This is a genomic window from Pseudoduganella rivuli (genome assembly GCF_009674485.1).
Taxonomy (GTDB): Bacteria; Pseudomonadota; Gammaproteobacteria; order Burkholderiales; family Burkholderiaceae_D; genus Rugamonas; species Rugamonas rivuli_B.
The window spans coordinates 1-15,843 of record NZ_WKJJ01000042.1 but is presented as its reverse complement, the minus strand read 5'-3'; the positions used below and the strand labels follow the sequence as shown (position 1 = coordinate 15,843).

The following is a 15,843-nucleotide window of genomic DNA, read 5'->3' as shown; positions in this document are numbered from 1 at the left end:
GAAGCGTTTTGTTCGTCAGCAGCAGAGAAGCGAGATTATCTAGTGTTTCGTGATTCTCGTCAACCCCTTGCTTCGCTACGCTGTTTCGTTGATCTGTCGCAGCGCTGCGGGGACAGAACTATAGCAAAGCAACACTTCTCACGCAAGTTAACTTGAAATGTAGGTAAACTACAAAGTAAACGTTGACACAAATTTCACACACACGTAGTTTACCCATAGCTACCACAGCCATTACCCAATGACTTGGTAGTATTCATACAAGCCACACACAAGCAGTCCCGCAAAGGGCAATCCGCACGAGACATTCCTACGACAGCAGTTATCGCATTTTCCGGCGAGGTACCCCTTCGTCCGGACGGCGCTGTCGCGGTCACGCCCCTGCGCTTTCCATCAGCAGTTCAACCTGTTAGGAGATGTGCATGCAATTCCGTAAGAAGCACCTGGCCGCCTGCCTGGCCACCATATTTACCGCCAGCATCGCGTCAGCCGGCACCATCCCGGCCGCGCACGTGTATCACAACCACATGCCGAACTTTTGGCCGTTCTACGCGGTCGATCCTGTGGCCAAGTACAACGCCACCGCCGTCGGCGCCCCCATCCGCTACACCTATGACGGCGAAGTCATCAACCTGAAGCAAAGCCCGCCGGCCGGCTACAGCTATTACCTGCCCGCGTCCTTGGGCGGCGCCATCATGCCCCATGACGACCTGGTGGCGTATTACTCGCACGATGCGAAAACCGGCGCCTACCTGTACTGGCCCATGCAGGTGGCCAACGAGATGCAAAGCTGGTCCAGCGCCAAGGGACAAATCCACGTCACCATGTCGGGCGCCGTCATCAACAACGTGCAAAGCCTGAACACGCTGCAAAACGTCCCCGGCTACACCAACCCGTCGTGGGGCGCCGCCTGGCTCAATACCTTCACCACGCTGAAGACCGCCAATAATTACCGCACGCTGGACACCGTGCATTTCACGGGCCACCACACCATGGGCCCGCTGGTCGGTTCCGACTACTTCCTCAAGGATTTGATTTACCAGAACGTGACCCTGGCGCAGCCCAACTTCCTCGGCAACAGCTTCCAGTCATCGAAAGGCTACTTCCCCACGGAGCTGGGCTTTTCCGAGCGCTTGATTCCCACGCTGTCGAAACTGGGCGTGCAATGGTCCGTCCTCGGCAATAACCACTTTTCGCGCACGCTGAAGGATTATCCGTACACATCCTATGACGCGGCAGGCGACACGCTGACGTCGCCGCCCAATCGCGCCAGCCTGCGCAACACGTCCACCACCGGTAGCTGGGTCGCTGCCGCCATGGCGCATGAACAGCAAGTGGTGGTCAACAAATTCCCGTTCGCGTCCACGCCGCACTGGGTGCGCCACGTCGATCCCGCCACGGGCGCGGTGACCAAACTGGCCGGCATTCCCGTCAGCCAGAACGGTTCATGGCTGGAAGGCTGGGAAGGCGCGGTCACGGTCGATGAAATCGCCCCTTACTCCGCGCTGGAACCGCGCCAGTTCTTCGTCGTCGCCCATGATGGCGACAATTCCAGCGGCCGCGCAGGTTCGCTGGGCACTTGGCAGGCCGGCCACTCCACCACCTGCAGCGGCAATGGCTATTGCCTGGGCATCGATGAATACCTGAAAGCCAAGCCGATTCCGGCGGGCGACGTCCAGCACGTGCAGGACGGTTCGTGGATCGATACCCGCGACTCGTCGTCCGACCCAACGTGGTACCACTGGCACTTGCCGTTCATGATCTGGAAGGGGCAGTTCGCGGAATTCAACCGCGTCACGGGCAATAACCTCGCACCCAAGGTCAACCTGAAAGGGCAACAGGAAGGCGCCACCGTATCGCTGGAGTATGGCTGGCACTACCTGGAGCGCAATTTCGCGCTGCTGCAGGCGGCGCTGAACTATGCGAAGACCGCCGAGCAAATCTGGCTCGATGCGCACCCGAACCACTGGTCGCCCACCACGGCGCTGGACAACCAGGTCACCCATCCCGGCAACCAGCTCAATCCATGGATGATGTCGTACCCCGTCAAAGGCAATCCCGCCTCCGATTATGCGGGCGGCGCCAACCCGGCGGAACTGGCATGGTACTTCCTGCTGCCCGCCATGGATTCCGGTTTCGGCTACTACGACGAAAACAAGGACGATTCCGTCAAGCCCACGCTGGCGTTCAACAATGCGCTGTCCTTCGCCAAACCGTATGTGCAGGCGCACCTGGCCAGCGACCGCACGGGGCCGTCCGTCTGGTGGCCGCAGCGCTACCCGTACAACCCCGGCTCCGTCAATGCATCGAAGGCGGAAGGCTGGACCGTCCAGCATTACAGCAATGACTTCGCCATCTATACCTATGGCCACGACGTGTCCGGCATCGCCAGCGCCAAGGTCAGGGTGCGCGTCCACGCCACCAACAATATCGACGCCAGCGACGATACGTACAAGGTCTATGACCCGGCGGCGCTGGCTGGCGCGCCGGGACTGTCGATCACGCCAGCCAGTGTGGGCGCATGGCAGGACTACCCGATGCAGGTGCGCGACCTGCAGCCGGACATGAATGGCGTCGCGTGGAACGCCGCCACGCGCGACACGATTGCCGCCTTGCCCGCGCAAGACATCGGCGACCTGTATTACGCGTACATTTCCGACTACCGCAACCAGTTGCTCGACTATTACGTGGAAATGACGGATACGCTGGGCAACGTGACGCGCTCGGAGATCCAGCAAGTGTTCGTCGGCGCGGGCCGCTACAAGACCGTGTCCGGCGGCTCCGGCTATGCGGAAGACATCAACGGCGCCATCAACGGCGTCTATCCCTTCCTCACCGTGGACAGCACGCCGCCGTCCACACCCGGCACGCCCGCTGCGAACCAGCTGACCGACCGCTCCGTCACGCTGGCGTGGCAAGCGGCCACCGACAACATCGCGGTGACGGGCTACAAGGTGTTCCGCAACGGCGTACAGGTCGGCACGCCGGCGTCGAACACCTTTACCGACAGCGGCCTGGCGTCGTCGACCGCCTACACCTACACGGTGACGGCATTCGATGCGGCCGGCAACCAGTCCGGCGCCAGCGCCGCGCTGGGCGTCACCACCAAGGCGGCGGACACGCAAGCACCCACAGCCCCCGGGCAACCCGCCGCGTCGAATATCACGCCAATGGGCGCGACATTGACCTGGACCGCCGCAACCGACAACTACGGCGTGGCAAACTACCTCGTACTGCGCAATGGCGTCCAGGTGGGAACCAGCGCCAACCTCAGTTATGCGGACTATGGCTTGACGCCGTCGACCACCTACAGCTACACCATCAAGGCGCAGGATGCGGCGGGCAATACCGGCCCCGCGTCCGCCGCCCGCTCAGTGACGACGGCGGCAGGCAATGTGGCCACGGTGTACTACCGTCTGCCATCCGGCTGGAGCAGCGCCAACATCCACTATTCGCCGACCGGCGGCACGTGGACCACGGTGCCCGGCGTGGCCATGGCGGCGGCGTGCACCGGGTGGGTGTCGTACACGGCCAACCTGTCCACCGCAACGGGCTTGCAGGCGGTCTTCAATAACGGTTCGGGCACGTGGGACAACAATGGCGGCAAGAACTACACGCTGGGAACCGGCTTGTCCCGCGTGGAAAACGGCGTCGTCAGCACGGGTACGAATCCATGCGTCGTCGACACCACGCCGCCGACCGCGCCGGCGGGGCTGGCAGCCAGCAACGTCAGCGCCACCAGCGCCACCGTGTCGTGGGCCGCATCGTCCGACAATGTCGGCGTCACCGGCTATTACGCGTACCGCAACGGCGCCCTGCTCGGCACCACCACCGGCACCAGCTATACCGACAACACGGCGGCGCCGGCCACGACCTACAGTTACACGGTCAAGGCGTTCGACGCGGCAGGCAATGCATCGGCAGCCAGCAGCGCGCTGCCGGTGACGACACCTGCCGCTTCCGGCTGCCAGGTCAGCTTCACGATCGCCAATGCCAATACGGTGGTGGGCCAGAACCTGTACGTGGTCGGCAACAACGCCAGCCTGGGCAACTGGACACCCGCCAGCGGCTTTGCGCTGGCGATCCAGGGCAGCGGCGCCAATGTCCCATGGACCGGGACGCTGAGCCTGCCGGCCGGCACGTCATTCCAGTACAAGTACGTCAAGTGGAATGGCAGCACGGCCGCATGGGAAAGCAACCAGGCCACGACGTCGGGTAACCGTGAATTTGCCACGCCGGCGTCGTGCAGCGGCACGGTGCAGCGTTCGGATGGCAATTTCAAGTTCTGACGCCTGCACTGCCATGCTCGCGCCGGCATGGCGGCTCGATAAGACCGATCCGCCCTACATGGCTTGATAGCCGCCTGCCTGCAAGCGCTCGCGCATCATGGCGCGGGCGCGGTGCAGGCGGCTTTTCAGCGCGGCCACCGAGACTTGCAACTGCTCGGCGGCTTCCGGCGCCGTCAACTCTTCCACATCGCGCAGCACCAGCACGTCGCGGTATTCGACGGGCATCTCGGCCAGCAAGCGGGCCAGGTCGCGCCGCAATGCCAGCGGACTGGCGGACTGCAAACTGGCTTCCAGTTCCTCCGTCAACGGTTCCGTTTTACGGCCCAGGCGCAGCAAGCGGTAGCATTCCCGCTCGACGATCCTGAACAGCCATCCTGCAAAAGCGGCCACCACGCGCACGGAGCCGATACTACGCTGCACGTTCCACAGCGCCACCTGCACCGCGTCGTCCGCGTCTTCGCTGGTGGCACAGGAGCGCCGCGCGAAGCGGCGCAAGTCCGGCTGGGACTGCGCCAGTAATTGTTCCATGGCCCGGGCATCCCCCTGCCGGGCGGCTTCGATGAGTGACGTGTCGATTTTCATCTTGCCATTATGACAGTGCCGCGTTTCCATGCGGGTTCCTGCCACTTGTAAAACACCGACAGCGATTCGGGACGGTCCGCGCTGCGCTCCGTCGCCAGCGTCGCCATGTCCACCAGCTCGAAACTGCGGCGGAATTTGCCATCGGCCCGCACGTCGCGCGCCACCAGCATTTTGTCCGCGCCCGGCACCCAGCCGGCGAATTCCGCGTAACCGATATCCGGGTTACTGCTGCCGGGGGGCAGCACGTCCACGCGCCATTGCTGGCCATCGCGGCGCAACAGCCACAATTCACGCCAGCCTTCCATCGGCTGCACCGCCAGCGCCAGCGCGGCGCCGGATGGATGGGCGCGGGCCGACGCCGGCCACACCACGCCGTACGTGCAGCGGCGCAGCAATGGCGCCTGGGCCGGATGCTTGTCATCCGTCAGCAGCAGGCAGGTTTCCCCCGGCTGTCCCGGCGCCAGGGCCAGCGTCAGGCCACCCGGTCCCGGCGCCGGCGCCACATTGGCCAGCGCGCCCCAGCGCACGGCGCCCACGCGCACCGCGGCTTCCGCATATGCCGGCAAGTCTTCTTCCGCCAGTTCTTCGCGGTTGACACCCGCCAGCCATTGCAACGCACGTTCCGCTGCCGGGGCGCTGCCTTTGCGCGCCTGCTGGAATGCAATGGCAGACCACACCAGCGCCTTGCGCAGCGACAGGCGGTTTTGCACGTACGCCGGCAAATCCTGCGCAGGCACGGCATCGAGCAAGGTTGCGTGTTCCATCGTTAACACGGGCGGCGGCGCGCCCGGGCGTTGCGGGGCCAGGCAGTCGGGCCGCGTTTGCGCCAGCACGGCGCGGGCTTGCTGCATGGCGGTATGCGGCAGCGCCATCGCGCGGCGCCACGCATCGCCGTCATAGCACAGCCGCATTTCGCCATCCCGCTCGATGCTGCGCAGGGTGACGCCATATTGCGCCGCCACTTCCAGGTGCGCCGCCGTCACCGCTTCCGCCTGCGCGCCCTGGCGCATCGATGCGCGCTGCGCCAGCCGCTCCGCCATACCGCCCAGCGCATCAAATGGTTCCGCCGTCATCGCACGGGCAGGCGCCGCTTTCAAATATGCCGCCGTGTACGCGATGCCCAGCGCTTCGGCGCCCGGCGTATCGCGCAGAAAGCGCACCACGGCCAACAGTTCGGGCGCATCCTGTTCACTCGCGGACAAGGGGCGCGTGCGCGCCGCCCGCACATAGCCACCCCGCTCGCGACGGTAGTCATACACTTGCAAGTACCCCTGGCGTTCGCCGCGCACTTCCACCACGTCGCCCTGCCACAACACGGCCTGCTGCTGCGCCGACTCCTTGGCCGCGGCGCGCAGTGGCGTCTGGTCTTGCACGACGATGGCCAGCGCCGCTGCCGCGATGGCCGATACCGGGCCGGCCATTATTGCTGCCCCTGCTCGGCTTGCGGCGCGGTTTCCGGCGCCTGTACCGCGCCCGCAGCGTTGCCATTCATGCCCAGCAATCCGGCGCCGATAAAGCCGCCGCTGACGGATGGCGGTGCGATGATGACGGATACCTTGTCGGACAATTTGTCCGCCATGGTTTTCTGGATCAGCAACGGGTGCCGGCTCAGCAATTCGCCTTCGCGCGCCATTTGCGCGCTGGTGGTCTTGCCCAGCGCTTCCTGGCGATACGCTTCCGCATCGGCCAGTTTGCGGCGCGATTCCGCTTCACCCGTCGCTTCGATCACGCGCGCCTGTGCATTGCCTTCCGAGACGCGGATGCGGGCGACTTTTTCCGCATCCGCTTCCAGCTGACGTTGTTCGACCTGCTTTTGCTTGAACGGCAGCACGTGGCGCATGGCTTCTTCCTGCGCTTTGGCGGCAATCACCTGTTCGCGCGCCGCCGCTTCCGCCGCTTTTTCTCGCCGGACCTTGTCCGCGTCCGCTTCCAGCTCCGACTGTTTCACCTGCTTTTCCTTCAGTTCCAGCGTATAGCGCATCTTTTCACTTTCCAGCTCTTCGGCCAGCAATTTTTCCATGCCGGCCTTGAAGTCTTGCGGCAACGCGACCTTGCCGATCGCGACCGAGCGCAGCACGATGCCGTCCGCCGCCAGCCGGGGTTTCAGTTCGCCCTCAATCGCGGCCTGGATTTCCGCCCGCTTGGACGAAAAGATTTCCCGCACCGTATAGCGGGTGAACACCTGGTACATCACACCCTGCATGGCCGGCGCCAGCACATCGGACGGCACGTCGGCGGGCAACTTGCGCGCCAGGTCGGCCAGCCTGTTCTGGTCATAGGCGTAGCGCAGTGTCAGGTCGACACCGACGGACAAGCCTTCCTGCGACTGGAATGGCGCATCACTGCCGGTGGCGGGACGGTATAACTGGTCGCGCAGCGGGAAGCGGCGCAGCAAGTGCATGCCGGGAATGACCACCGTCACGCCTTCGCCCACCTGCACGGCGGAACCCGTCCACTGGTTGACTCTGACCGCGCCATCGCCGCGCGCCACCATTTGCACGGGCGGATGCGTGTAAATCACCCAGCCGGCAGCGCCGGTAACGGCGGCCATCGCCAGCAGGTTGCGGGGACGGGGCGACGCCAGGACCTTGGCTCCCCGGACGGCGGACTGGAACACATGACGGACACCGCGGCCTGCTGCGGCAAACGCTTGTTTGATCGCCAGCACGATGGCAGCGATACGGACGGACATGGCATTCTCCTTGTAGGACATTGCGCGGGACGAATTGCCCCGCCGCTGACGCCATGGTGCGGCGGAGGGACACGAGCATTCAATGGCGCGCCATGCCGCTTCATTCCGGGCTGTGAAGAAATACTCACGGCCAGCCCTGTGACTTTTTCAATAAAACCGGAGATACTTGAATGAAGTCAGTTTCATTCCCAGGAGTCGCGCCGTGCCCAGAGTTGCCGTCATCGAAGACGATCTTCCCACCAGTAACCAGCTGGCAGGCTGGATCGCAGCCGCCCGGCCGGGTATCGTCATCGACCAATGGACCACGCGCGACGCGGCGGAGCAAGCCATCGAGCGGGAACATTACGACCTGGTGGTGCTCGACATCGAACTGGGACGTGAACGCCACGCGGGTGTCGCCATCATCAATGCCATCAACAAGCGGCACGGCACGCCCGTGCTGGTGGTGTCGGCCATGCCGGCCACCATCTACCGCTCCATCATGAAGGCGCTCGATGCATGGGATTACCTGCAAAAGAGCACGTTCGACGAAGCGGATTTCGTCGAAACCTTCCTCGATATCCTGCGCTCCGTGAAGGAGCACAGGCCAGCGGAAGCACTGGCCATGGACCCGTTGCGGCAGCGTTCGCCCACGTGGAATGGCCAGCGCATCAACCTGCCGCTGACGGCGCAGCGCATCCTGGCGGCGTTGTTCGCCAAGCGGGGTCAGGTCGTGGGCTACGATGAATTGTTCGACGTCGTCAAAAGCGGGCGCAACCGCGACAATATCCGCAAGCACGTGAGCACCATCCGCGATGCATTCCGGGAAATCGATCCGGAATTTGCCTGCATCGAAAGCGTGCCGATGCGGGGTTTCCGCTGGACGGATCCCGCCTGACATGGCTGAGATGGCTGATGCCGGTACGACCATGTCGCCGATGAATAAACTGCGGCGTCACCTGCGGCAACTACGGTATTGGCGGCGTTTGCCCAGCCTGGCGACCTACCGGCTGCGCATCGTGCTGCGCATGGCGTTCCTGTCGCTTGCGCTAGCCATCGTGGGGCTGGCCATCTCCGTGCTGCAACAGGAAAAACAGTTGAGCTACGAGAGCTATGCGCAATCGTTCCGCAAGACGCAGGATCAACTGGCCGCCACCCTGCGCCACCCGGCAGGGCAACTGGCGCTGCTCAATCCAAACCATGCCCCGGAGGGCGGCGGCTTGCGCCCGCTGCTGCTGCCCTTCCCCGCGCTGGATTTCGACGACCAGCACAAGGTGCGGCAAGCCATCGCCATGTCCGGATGCCTGGCGCAGGTAGGCCCGCAGGGTTCGCTGTGCGCCGGCATCGGCAACAATCCATGGGCAGGCGGCTTTATCTATGTGGCCGGGACCTTCGACAGCGCACGCCTGCAACCCCATGCGCGGCGTGAGCCGGATGTCACGCAGGCGCACCGCGTGGAAGTCAGCGTGCAGATCCGGGGATTGCACTACCGCTGGATCGCACCGTTTGAAATCCCTATCGATAGCGCGCCTTCCGGCGGCGGCATGCAGGGCCGCCTGACGGGACTGAATGCGCAGGATGCGGGCAAACCGAATGCCCGCCCCGTGCGCGACTTCCGTGGCTGGATCTGGCAAAGTCCCGTCTGCACCAGCGCGGGCCTGGCGCCGGGCGATGCCGCGTGCCGCCACAGCAGTTTCTTTTCCATCCGGTTGCCGGTCGGCGTCTTGCAGGATGCGCTGTTCGACCAGGCCCGTCCCGTGTGGCCGCCGGCCGACCTGGACAAGATCAGCGTGCACGTGGCGGTGCTGCCGCCCGGCGATGGCGCCCCGCTGCTCGACACCGCCCGGGATCCCGTGACGCCGCCATTTTCCCTGGCCAGCTTGCGCGCACAACTGCTGCCCGGTGAAACGCTGGCCATCGCACTGCCGGGCGGCGCGGAAATCGCCCGCATTGCCGGCGCCGCCAATCCCGCCGCGCCGGCCTCCCCTTTGCTGCTGCGCCTGATCCGGCGCTTGCCGGTGGAAACCGAAAGCGCGCCGCTGGACAGCAGCACGACTGTCGCGACGCCGCTGGGCGACTATGTGCTGAAGCTGCACGGCGATGCCCGCAGCGTCAACCAGAACCTGGGCGTGGTGGCGACCCGCGTGTCGTGGTTCGTCGGCGCCATGCTGGGCGCGCTGCTGCTGGCCTGGCTGGTGGTGGAAGTCGGTATCATCCGCCCGATCGGCATGCTGACACGCCGCGCGAACAGCGTGGCGCGTACGGTGAAGGGCAGCGACAGCCTGGCGCAACTGGATTTCAGCGATTTGCGGGGCCGCGACGAATTGGGTGTGCTGGCGTCCTGCTTGCATGATTTATTGCGGCGCGTGCATGAAGATGTTGAGCGCGAAGAAATCCGCGCGGAACAGGAGCGCGACATGTGGCACGCGGTGGGCCATGAAATCATGTCGCCGCTGCAATCGTTGATGGCCTTGCATGGCAATCATGGCGACCAGAGCCTGCGCTATATCCAGCGCATGCAGCAGGCGATCCGCATCCTGTATGGCAGCGCGTCGCCCGGCGAAGCATTCCAGTCCGGGCAAGTGCAAGTGGAAGACGTGGATTTGCAGGCCTTCCTGCACGACGTCGCGGCGTACGCGCCATCGGCCGGCATTGCCGACGTGCGCTTTACCAGCCACGCCGACGGCGCGGTCATGGCGCGCGCCGATCTGCACGCGCTGGAAGATGTGATTACCCACGTGCTGCACAATGCGGACCGCCACCGCACGCCTGGCAGCGCCATCACGATGACGCTGGCCGTTACGGAGCGCAACGCCACCATCACCATCCACAACAGCGGCAGCCATATCGCGGCGGATTTGCTGGACAAAATTTTCGAGTATGGGGTGTCCGGCCGAGAGAGCGGCGGCAGCCGTGGCCAGGGGTTATTCGTAGCCAAGACTTACATGGCGAAAATGGGCGGCACCATCGCCGCGCACAATACGGGCGATGGTGTCGTGGATGGCGTCGTCTTTACGCTGACGTTGCAGCGCAGCGCTTAAGTGCTTGCGCACGCACGTCAGTGCATGCGCACTTTCAGGATATCCGGCCCCGCTTCGATCACATCGAAGCCCGGCGATCCCGCCCTCTGCATCATGCGGTCGTCCGGCCCGGGCATACCGGCGCTGACGCGGCCTGCCGGATCGAACTCCAGTGTCTCCCGTCCCCGCCGGCTGGGCGGGAACGGGAAGGTGGCGCGGGGACGGTAGACCTGGATGTCGCCTTCATCCTCTTCGAATGAATGCGCCCAGATTCCTGCTCCCATCGATGGCTGGTTGGGTTCCATCACGCGTTCATCGTCACCAGCGTATCGATTACATTACGCGATGTGACCGGCACAACCTGCGGCTGCTGTCCATCCGGCGCAGGCAAGCCGCCCGGAGGCTGTTCGCCTTCGCGGAAGGCCGTGATGACACCGCCCATGGCTTCGTAACCGGTGACGGACGGCCCCCACGCGGAGCCATTCCACCACTTGTGGTACAGCGCACTGTCGGTGCCGGTGACGAAGACGTCGAGACGGTTCGGTCCCCACGACACCACGCGTGGCGCCGACGTGCAAATGCCGCCCATGTATTCGTAGCCGGTCAGCGACGGGCCCCAGGCGGAGCCATTCCACCATTTGTGGTACAGCGCGCTGTCGACACCCATGACAAACACGTCGAGACGATTCGGACCCCATGCCACCACTTCCGGTTCTCCCACGCAAATGCCTCCCATCCGTTCAAAGCCGTCGACCGATGGGCCCCAGGCGGAGCCGTTCCACCATTTATGGTACAACGCGCCGTCGGTCCCGGTAACAAAGACGTCGAGGCGGTTCGGGCCCCACGCCACGGCGCGCGGCGCCGAAGTGCAAATGCCGCCCAGCCGTTCATAGCCCGTAACCGAAGGCCCCCATGCCGAACCGTTCCACCATTTGTGGTACAACGCGCGGTCCGCGCCGATCACGAAGATATCGAGCCGGTTCGGGCCCCACGACACGATTTCCGGCTGCCCGATGCAAATACCCCCCATGTTTTCATAACCGGTCAGCGACGGCCCCCAGGCGGAACCATTCCACCACTTGTGGTACAGCGCCCGGTTGGCGCCCAGCACGAAGACATCCAGGCGGTTCGGGCCCCACGAGACGACGCGGGGATCACCCAGGCAAATTCCGCCCATGTTTTCGTAGCCTGTGACGGACGGTCCCCAGGCGGCCCCGTTCCACCACTTGTGGTACAGCGCGCTGTCGACGCCGGTGACGAACACGTCGAGCCGGTTCGGGCCCCACGCCACCGCTTGCGGCACGCTGGTACAGACACCGCCCATGTTTTCATAGCCGGTGACCGATGGCCCCCAGGCGGAACCGTTCCACCACTTGTGGTACAGCGCACGGTCGGTCCCGAGCACGAAGACATCGATGCGGTTCGGGCCCCATGCCACCACCGGTTCGGAGCTGGGGCGCACCGTTGCTCCAGCGCCCAGGCCAATACTGGCGCGTACGCCATCGAGGCAGGCCTGCATGCGGGACACCTGGCCGGCCGTGAACATCACCATCGCGCGGTCATCGACATAATCCATGTAATTCATGAACATGTCGCCATTCGGACCATTGCTGCACGAAACATGGGGGAAGGAAGGCGTACCGGTGTTGAAGCCACCCTGGTTGGGTGTGTCGCTCACATTGTCCGTGCCGGAACAGCCGGTGCCGTCATCGCCCCAGATATGGTTCAGGTTCAGCCAGTGGCCGATTTCATGGGTTGCCGTACGGCCCAGGTTGAACGGGGCCGCCGCCGTGCCATTGGTACCGAATGCCGATTGCAGGATCACGACCCCATCGGTTGCCGCCGGGCCGCCGGGGAATTGCGCATAGCCCAGCAAGCCGCCTCCCAGCTGGCAAACCCAGATATTCAGGTATTGGTCGGCAGGCCATGCGTTCAAGCCGCCGCTGGCGGTGGATTTAACGGCGTCGTTGTCGGAGAACGAGGCCACCGTGGTCTGGCGGCGCTCGATACCGCTCGTCGGAGCGCCATTCGGGTCGGAGGTAGCCAGGAAAAATTCAATGCGGGCATCTGTCGCCAGGGGCAGGAACGGCGCCGGCGTGGTGCTGACGTCCGGATTGGTGCGGCGGAAGTCACGGTTCAGCACATCGATCTGGCTGGCAATCTGAGCATCGGAAATGTTTTGCGCCACGGTGTTCCAGACCACGTGCACGACCACGGGAATCCGCGTGACGCCGGTACGCTGGCTGGACTGCAAACCGGCTTCGTAGCGCTGCGCGTGGATTTCGATTTCATCGCGGGCACGCGCATAGTCGGGGTTGGTGGACAGCAGGCGCCGGTGCACATCCATGGTGGCGCAGCGGCGTACTTGCGGCAGGTTTTCGCCGCCATAGCCGCCGGGACCACCGTAGCCTCCACTACCACCATCTCCGCCGGATCCTCCCGGGCCGCCCATTCCGCCGGAGCCGCCCGAGCCGCCAAACCCGCCGCCGCCATTCATGTCGCCGCCAGGCATGCCATCGTCGCGGCCGCCGCTTCTTTCATTCATGCCGCCGGACGGCATGCCATCCTGTGGCCCCCGTTTCGACACGCCGGGCATGCCACGGTCGTTCGGGTCAGCCCAGCCCAGCGAACCTTCGCCGGCCATTTGCTGGGAAACGCTGGTGTTTTCACTTTGATAGCCCATGCCGGTATCGCTGCAACCGCAGCCTTCCGCCGTCGGCGCAGCCGCACCTTTCTGCTGTTTCGCTCTCATGCTGCCTCCCTGTCTTTGGATGAAGCGCATGTGTAAATCACACGCGTCTTGTAAGACTAAGACAAAGATAGTGAAAGAAGTTCCATTAAATCTCGCACATTCTCACGCATTGCAAAATTAATATTTACCTGCTGAGCAGGTGGCGATAGTTAAAATGAATTTCGACTTTCCATCAGGATTTTATTTATTCCGAATTGCAAAGATGAATAGAGCCCGCCATTGTTCTGGCGGGCAGCAATCAGCCTTCCTGGAATACTTCCAGCGAAATGAAAACGCTGATCTCGTCCGATACCGCAGGCACATATTTATCGACACCGTAGTCCGTACGCCGCAGCATGGCCGTCGCCTCAAAACCGGCGCGTGCCGGTTCCACGCTGGATGCGGACTGGATTTTATTGACTTTCGCCTGCAATACGATGGATTTGGTTATTCCATGCAGGAATAAATCGCCGGTAATACGCAGCGTATCATTCGGCCCTTTCTTCACTTCCTTGCTGGTGAAGGTAATATCAGGGTATCGGTCCGCCGCGAAGAATTCATCCTTCTGCAAACGCCGGTCGAGAAATTCAATAGCGGTGCGCAATCCCTGCAGTGGAATCCGCACAGACACCGACGATTTCTGGATATCGTTTTGATCCAGTACGACTTTGCCTTCCAGTTTTTCAAAACGGGCGGCTTGTTTGGCAAAGCCGAAGTGATTCCAGTTGAATGCCACCACACTATGGCTGGGGTCGATGGTGAGCGTTTCTGCACTGAATGCACTCTGGCAAGCGAAAATAAACACGGAAAAAATGAAACGTTTCATTGATGGCTCCTTATCGGGATCAAGTGTTTTTCACGCACAGGGCGCGGCTGGCGCTCGCGGCAAAACGCAGCGCCATGGTCTGGCGGCCATTCACCAGGGTTAAGCCCCAGGCCAATTGCTGGAAATCGTAGGATTGTTCCTGGGTCACCGCCATGCCGCTCCAGTGCCAGGCGCTGGTCAGTTGCAGCAATGCCGGCGCCGCGCAAACGGCATCGCCGCATGGGGCCATTTCTTTTGTTTCCACGGCCGTCGCGTACACACTGCGCAACTCATCGATACTAGGCAGGCGCCATCCGTCGCCCCGTTTGGTGCAGTAGGCGCCGGCATCGCTCCAGTTGATATCCCGGCCATTGTCGCTCCTGGTCCACTGTAATCCGGTCTTATTTTGCAGCAACACGTCGTGGCCGAGCGCTGTCCAGCCAGAGGCGGCGACTGCCGACGTGCATGACAACGTCAACGCCAGGCATCCGATTACTACACAGGGGTATTGCATGGGAGGGTCTCCATTTTCAAGGATTGCCATCACGGGATGGATGGCGCGGCTCACACAGTGCGCTTTCCACCGAAGAAAGTCCTGAAAACAGCCTGAAATTGGCCTGAATATGCCCTGAAATCGTCTGAATCCCCGGTGTCACGGAGGGATATAATCGCGCAACACAAAATAGCGGCGATCAAACGCCCGGCCCGATGAATACTTTGACAGCGGAAAAATTGCGCGTAGGCGCATGGCATATTGATTCGAACCTGGGGCAGATGACGCGCGGCACAGAATGCGTCCGGCTTGAGCCGCGCATGCTGCGCCTGCTGCTCTGCCTGGCGGACCGGGCTGGCCAGGTGGTCAGTGCGGAAGAATTGCTGGAACAGGTATGGCCCGGCGTGGTCGTCTCCGCCGACTCTGTCTACCAGGCCATTGCATCGCTGCGGCGCCTGCTGGGCGACGATCCCAAGCAGGCCAGCTATATTGTGACGGTGCCGCGCCAGGGTTATCGGATGGTTGCCGAGATTGGCACATGGATAGCGCCGGATGCGGTTGCGCCAGTGTTAAACAGCCCGAAGGTGAACCGTCGCCGCCTTGCATTATTGATCGGTTCCAGCGCGGCCATTTTAGTGGGCGCCGGATTGTGGTGGCAAAACGCGCCGGCCAGCCATTCGTCCAATGGTTCGACGCATGCGGGACGATACCAGAAATCCATCGCGGTCTTGCCGTTCCTGGATTTGACGGAATATATGAAGCAAGAGTATTTCGCCGATGGTATGACCGAGGAATTGATCGGCCGGCTCAGCAAAATTCCCGGGGTTCGCGTGCCTGCGCCCACGTCATCGTTTTATTTCAAAGGCAAACAACTCCCGGTGGCGGATATTGCGCGGCAATTGGACGTGAACTATATCCTCGACGGCAGTGTGCGCACGTCCGGCCGGACCATGCGTATATCCGCGCGTTTGGTAAAAGCCGACAATGCTTTTGTGATTTGGACGGAAACCTATGACCGGCCTGTCGATGATTTATTAAAGGTGCAGGATGATATTTCGGAAAATGTCACCAAGGCGCTCAAGGCCGCGATCGTTCATTAGGCAGTTCATGTGCCCAATATGGGCGCACAAAGCAAAAAACCCCGCCAAGAGCTAACTCAGCGGGGTTTTTCTATATAACTAGCCTGACGATAACCTACTTTCACACTGGTTGCAGCACTATCATCGGCGCAGAGTCGTTTCACGGTCCTGTTCGG

At 62.8% G+C, this 15,843-nt stretch carries 11 protein-coding genes; 4 read left to right on the top strand and 7 right to left on the bottom strand.

Annotated features, from left to right (window positions below; genetic code table 11):
* The first annotated feature begins 419 nt into the window (after positions 1–419).
* Positions 420–4,286 (top strand): carbohydrate binding domain-containing protein, encoded by a 3,867-nt coding sequence (locus tag GJ700_RS36185; RefSeq protein ID WP_154382589.1) that lies wholly within the window; start codon positions 420–422, stop codon positions 4,284–4,286.
* A gap of 54 nt (positions 4,287–4,340) precedes the next feature.
* Here the strand turns inward: GJ700_RS36185 and GJ700_RS34160 are convergent, their stop codons facing one another.
* Genes GJ700_RS34160 through GJ700_RS34150 form a run of 3 tightly spaced genes read right to left on the bottom strand, consistent with a single transcriptional unit; the run spans position 4,341 to position 7,560 of the window.
* Entirely contained in the window at positions 4,341–4,898 is a 558-nt protein-coding gene (locus tag GJ700_RS34160; protein ID WP_229507405.1) for an RNA polymerase sigma factor, read from the bottom strand.
* A complete protein-coding gene (locus GJ700_RS34155; protein ID WP_154382587.1) occupies positions 4,865–6,289 on the bottom strand; it encodes an ATP-binding protein in 1,425 nt (474 codons plus the stop codon). The genes GJ700_RS34160 and GJ700_RS34155 overlap by 34 nt, the downstream gene beginning before the upstream one ends.
* Positions 6,289–7,560: an SPFH domain-containing protein gene (locus GJ700_RS34150; protein ID WP_154382585.1), complete on the bottom strand. Its 1,272-nt coding sequence runs from the start codon at positions 7,558–7,560 to the stop codon at positions 6,289–6,291. The genes GJ700_RS34155 and GJ700_RS34150 overlap by 1 nt, the downstream gene beginning before the upstream one ends.
* A 202-nt stretch (positions 7,561–7,762) precedes the next feature.
* Here GJ700_RS34150 and GJ700_RS34145 point away from each other — a divergent pair, with 202 nt between their 5' ends.
* Together GJ700_RS34145 and GJ700_RS34140 are read left to right on the top strand one after the other, a co-directional pair.
* Positions 7,763–8,437, top strand: coding sequence for a response regulator transcription factor (locus GJ700_RS34145; protein WP_371868253.1), 675 nt, complete (start codon positions 7,763–7,765; stop codon positions 8,435–8,437).
* A gap of 1 nt (position 8,438) precedes the next feature.
* Positions 8,439–10,580 carry a sensor histidine kinase gene (locus GJ700_RS34140; protein ID WP_308700738.1) on the top strand — a complete coding sequence of 714 codons (2,142 nt, stop codon included), beginning with the start codon at positions 8,439–8,441 and terminating at the stop codon, positions 10,578–10,580.
* A gap of 17 nt (positions 10,581–10,597) precedes the next feature.
* Here GJ700_RS34140 and GJ700_RS34135 read toward each other — a convergent pair whose 3' ends face one another.
* The 4 genes from GJ700_RS34135 to GJ700_RS34120 all read right to left on the bottom strand — a co-directional run bounded on the left by GJ700_RS34135 (position 10,598) and on the right by GJ700_RS34120 (position 14,609).
* Positions 10,598–10,864 carry a hypothetical protein gene (locus GJ700_RS34135; protein WP_154382581.1) on the bottom strand — a complete coding sequence of 89 codons (267 nt, stop codon included), beginning with the start codon at positions 10,862–10,864 and terminating at the stop codon, positions 10,598–10,600.
* Positions 10,864–13,311, bottom strand: coding sequence for a DUF8189 domain-containing protein (locus GJ700_RS34130; RefSeq protein ID WP_308700737.1), 2,448 nt, complete (start codon positions 13,309–13,311; stop codon positions 10,864–10,866). The genes GJ700_RS34135 and GJ700_RS34130 overlap by 1 nt, the downstream gene beginning before the upstream one ends.
* A gap of 238 nt (positions 13,312–13,549) precedes the next feature.
* Positions 13,550–14,116 (bottom strand): YceI family protein, encoded by a 567-nt coding sequence (locus GJ700_RS34125; protein WP_154382579.1) that lies wholly within the window; start codon positions 14,114–14,116, stop codon positions 13,550–13,552.
* Positions 14,117–14,135: 19 nt separating this feature from the next.
* Positions 14,136–14,609 (bottom strand): Lcl domain-containing protein, encoded by a 474-nt coding sequence (locus GJ700_RS34120; protein WP_195764106.1) that lies wholly within the window; start codon positions 14,607–14,609, stop codon positions 14,136–14,138.
* A gap of 194 nt (positions 14,610–14,803) precedes the next feature.
* On the opposite strand from GJ700_RS34120, the gene GJ700_RS34115 reads away from it, so the two are divergent.
* On the top strand, positions 14,804–15,688 hold the full coding sequence (locus tag GJ700_RS34115) for a winged helix-turn-helix domain-containing protein (RefSeq protein WP_154382575.1): 885 nt from the start codon (positions 14,804–14,806) through the stop codon (positions 15,686–15,688).
* Positions 15,689–15,843 lie beyond the last annotated feature (155 nt).

What these genes read in the sequence shown, in the direction of transcription:
- GJ700_RS34130 (WP_308700737.1), bottom strand. Translation starts at nt 13,311, where the DNA reads ATGAGAGCGAAACAGCAGAAAGGTGCGGCTGCGCCGACGGCGGAAGGC.
- GJ700_RS34135 (WP_154382581.1), bottom strand. Translation starts at nt 10,864, where the DNA reads ATGGAACCCAACCAGCCATCGATGGGAGCAGGAATCTGGGCGCATTCA.
- GJ700_RS34120 (WP_195764106.1), bottom strand. Translation starts at nt 14,609, where the DNA reads ATGCAATACCCCTGTGTAGTAATCGGATGCCTGGCGTTGACGTTGTCA.
- GJ700_RS34125 (WP_154382579.1), bottom strand. Translation starts at nt 14,116, where the DNA reads ATGAAACGTTTCATTTTTTCCGTGTTTATTTTCGCTTGCCAGAGTGCA.
- GJ700_RS34140 (WP_308700738.1), top strand. Translation starts at nt 8,439, where the DNA reads ATGGCTGAGATGGCTGATGCCGGTACGACCATGTCGCCGATGAATAAA.
- GJ700_RS34115 (WP_154382575.1), top strand. Translation starts at nt 14,804, where the DNA reads ATGAATACTTTGACAGCGGAAAAATTGCGCGTAGGCGCATGGCATATT.
- GJ700_RS34160 (WP_229507405.1), bottom strand. Translation starts at nt 4,898, where the DNA reads ATGGAAACGCGGCACTGTCATAATGGCAAGATGAAAATCGACACGTCA.
- GJ700_RS34155 (WP_154382587.1), bottom strand. Translation starts at nt 6,289, where the DNA reads ATGGCCGGCCCGGTATCGGCCATCGCGGCAGCGGCGCTGGCCATCGTC.
- GJ700_RS36185 (WP_154382589.1), top strand. Translation starts at nt 420, where the DNA reads ATGCAATTCCGTAAGAAGCACCTGGCCGCCTGCCTGGCCACCATATTT.
- GJ700_RS34150 (WP_154382585.1), bottom strand. Translation starts at nt 7,560, where the DNA reads ATGTCCGTCCGTATCGCTGCCATCGTGCTGGCGATCAAACAAGCGTTT.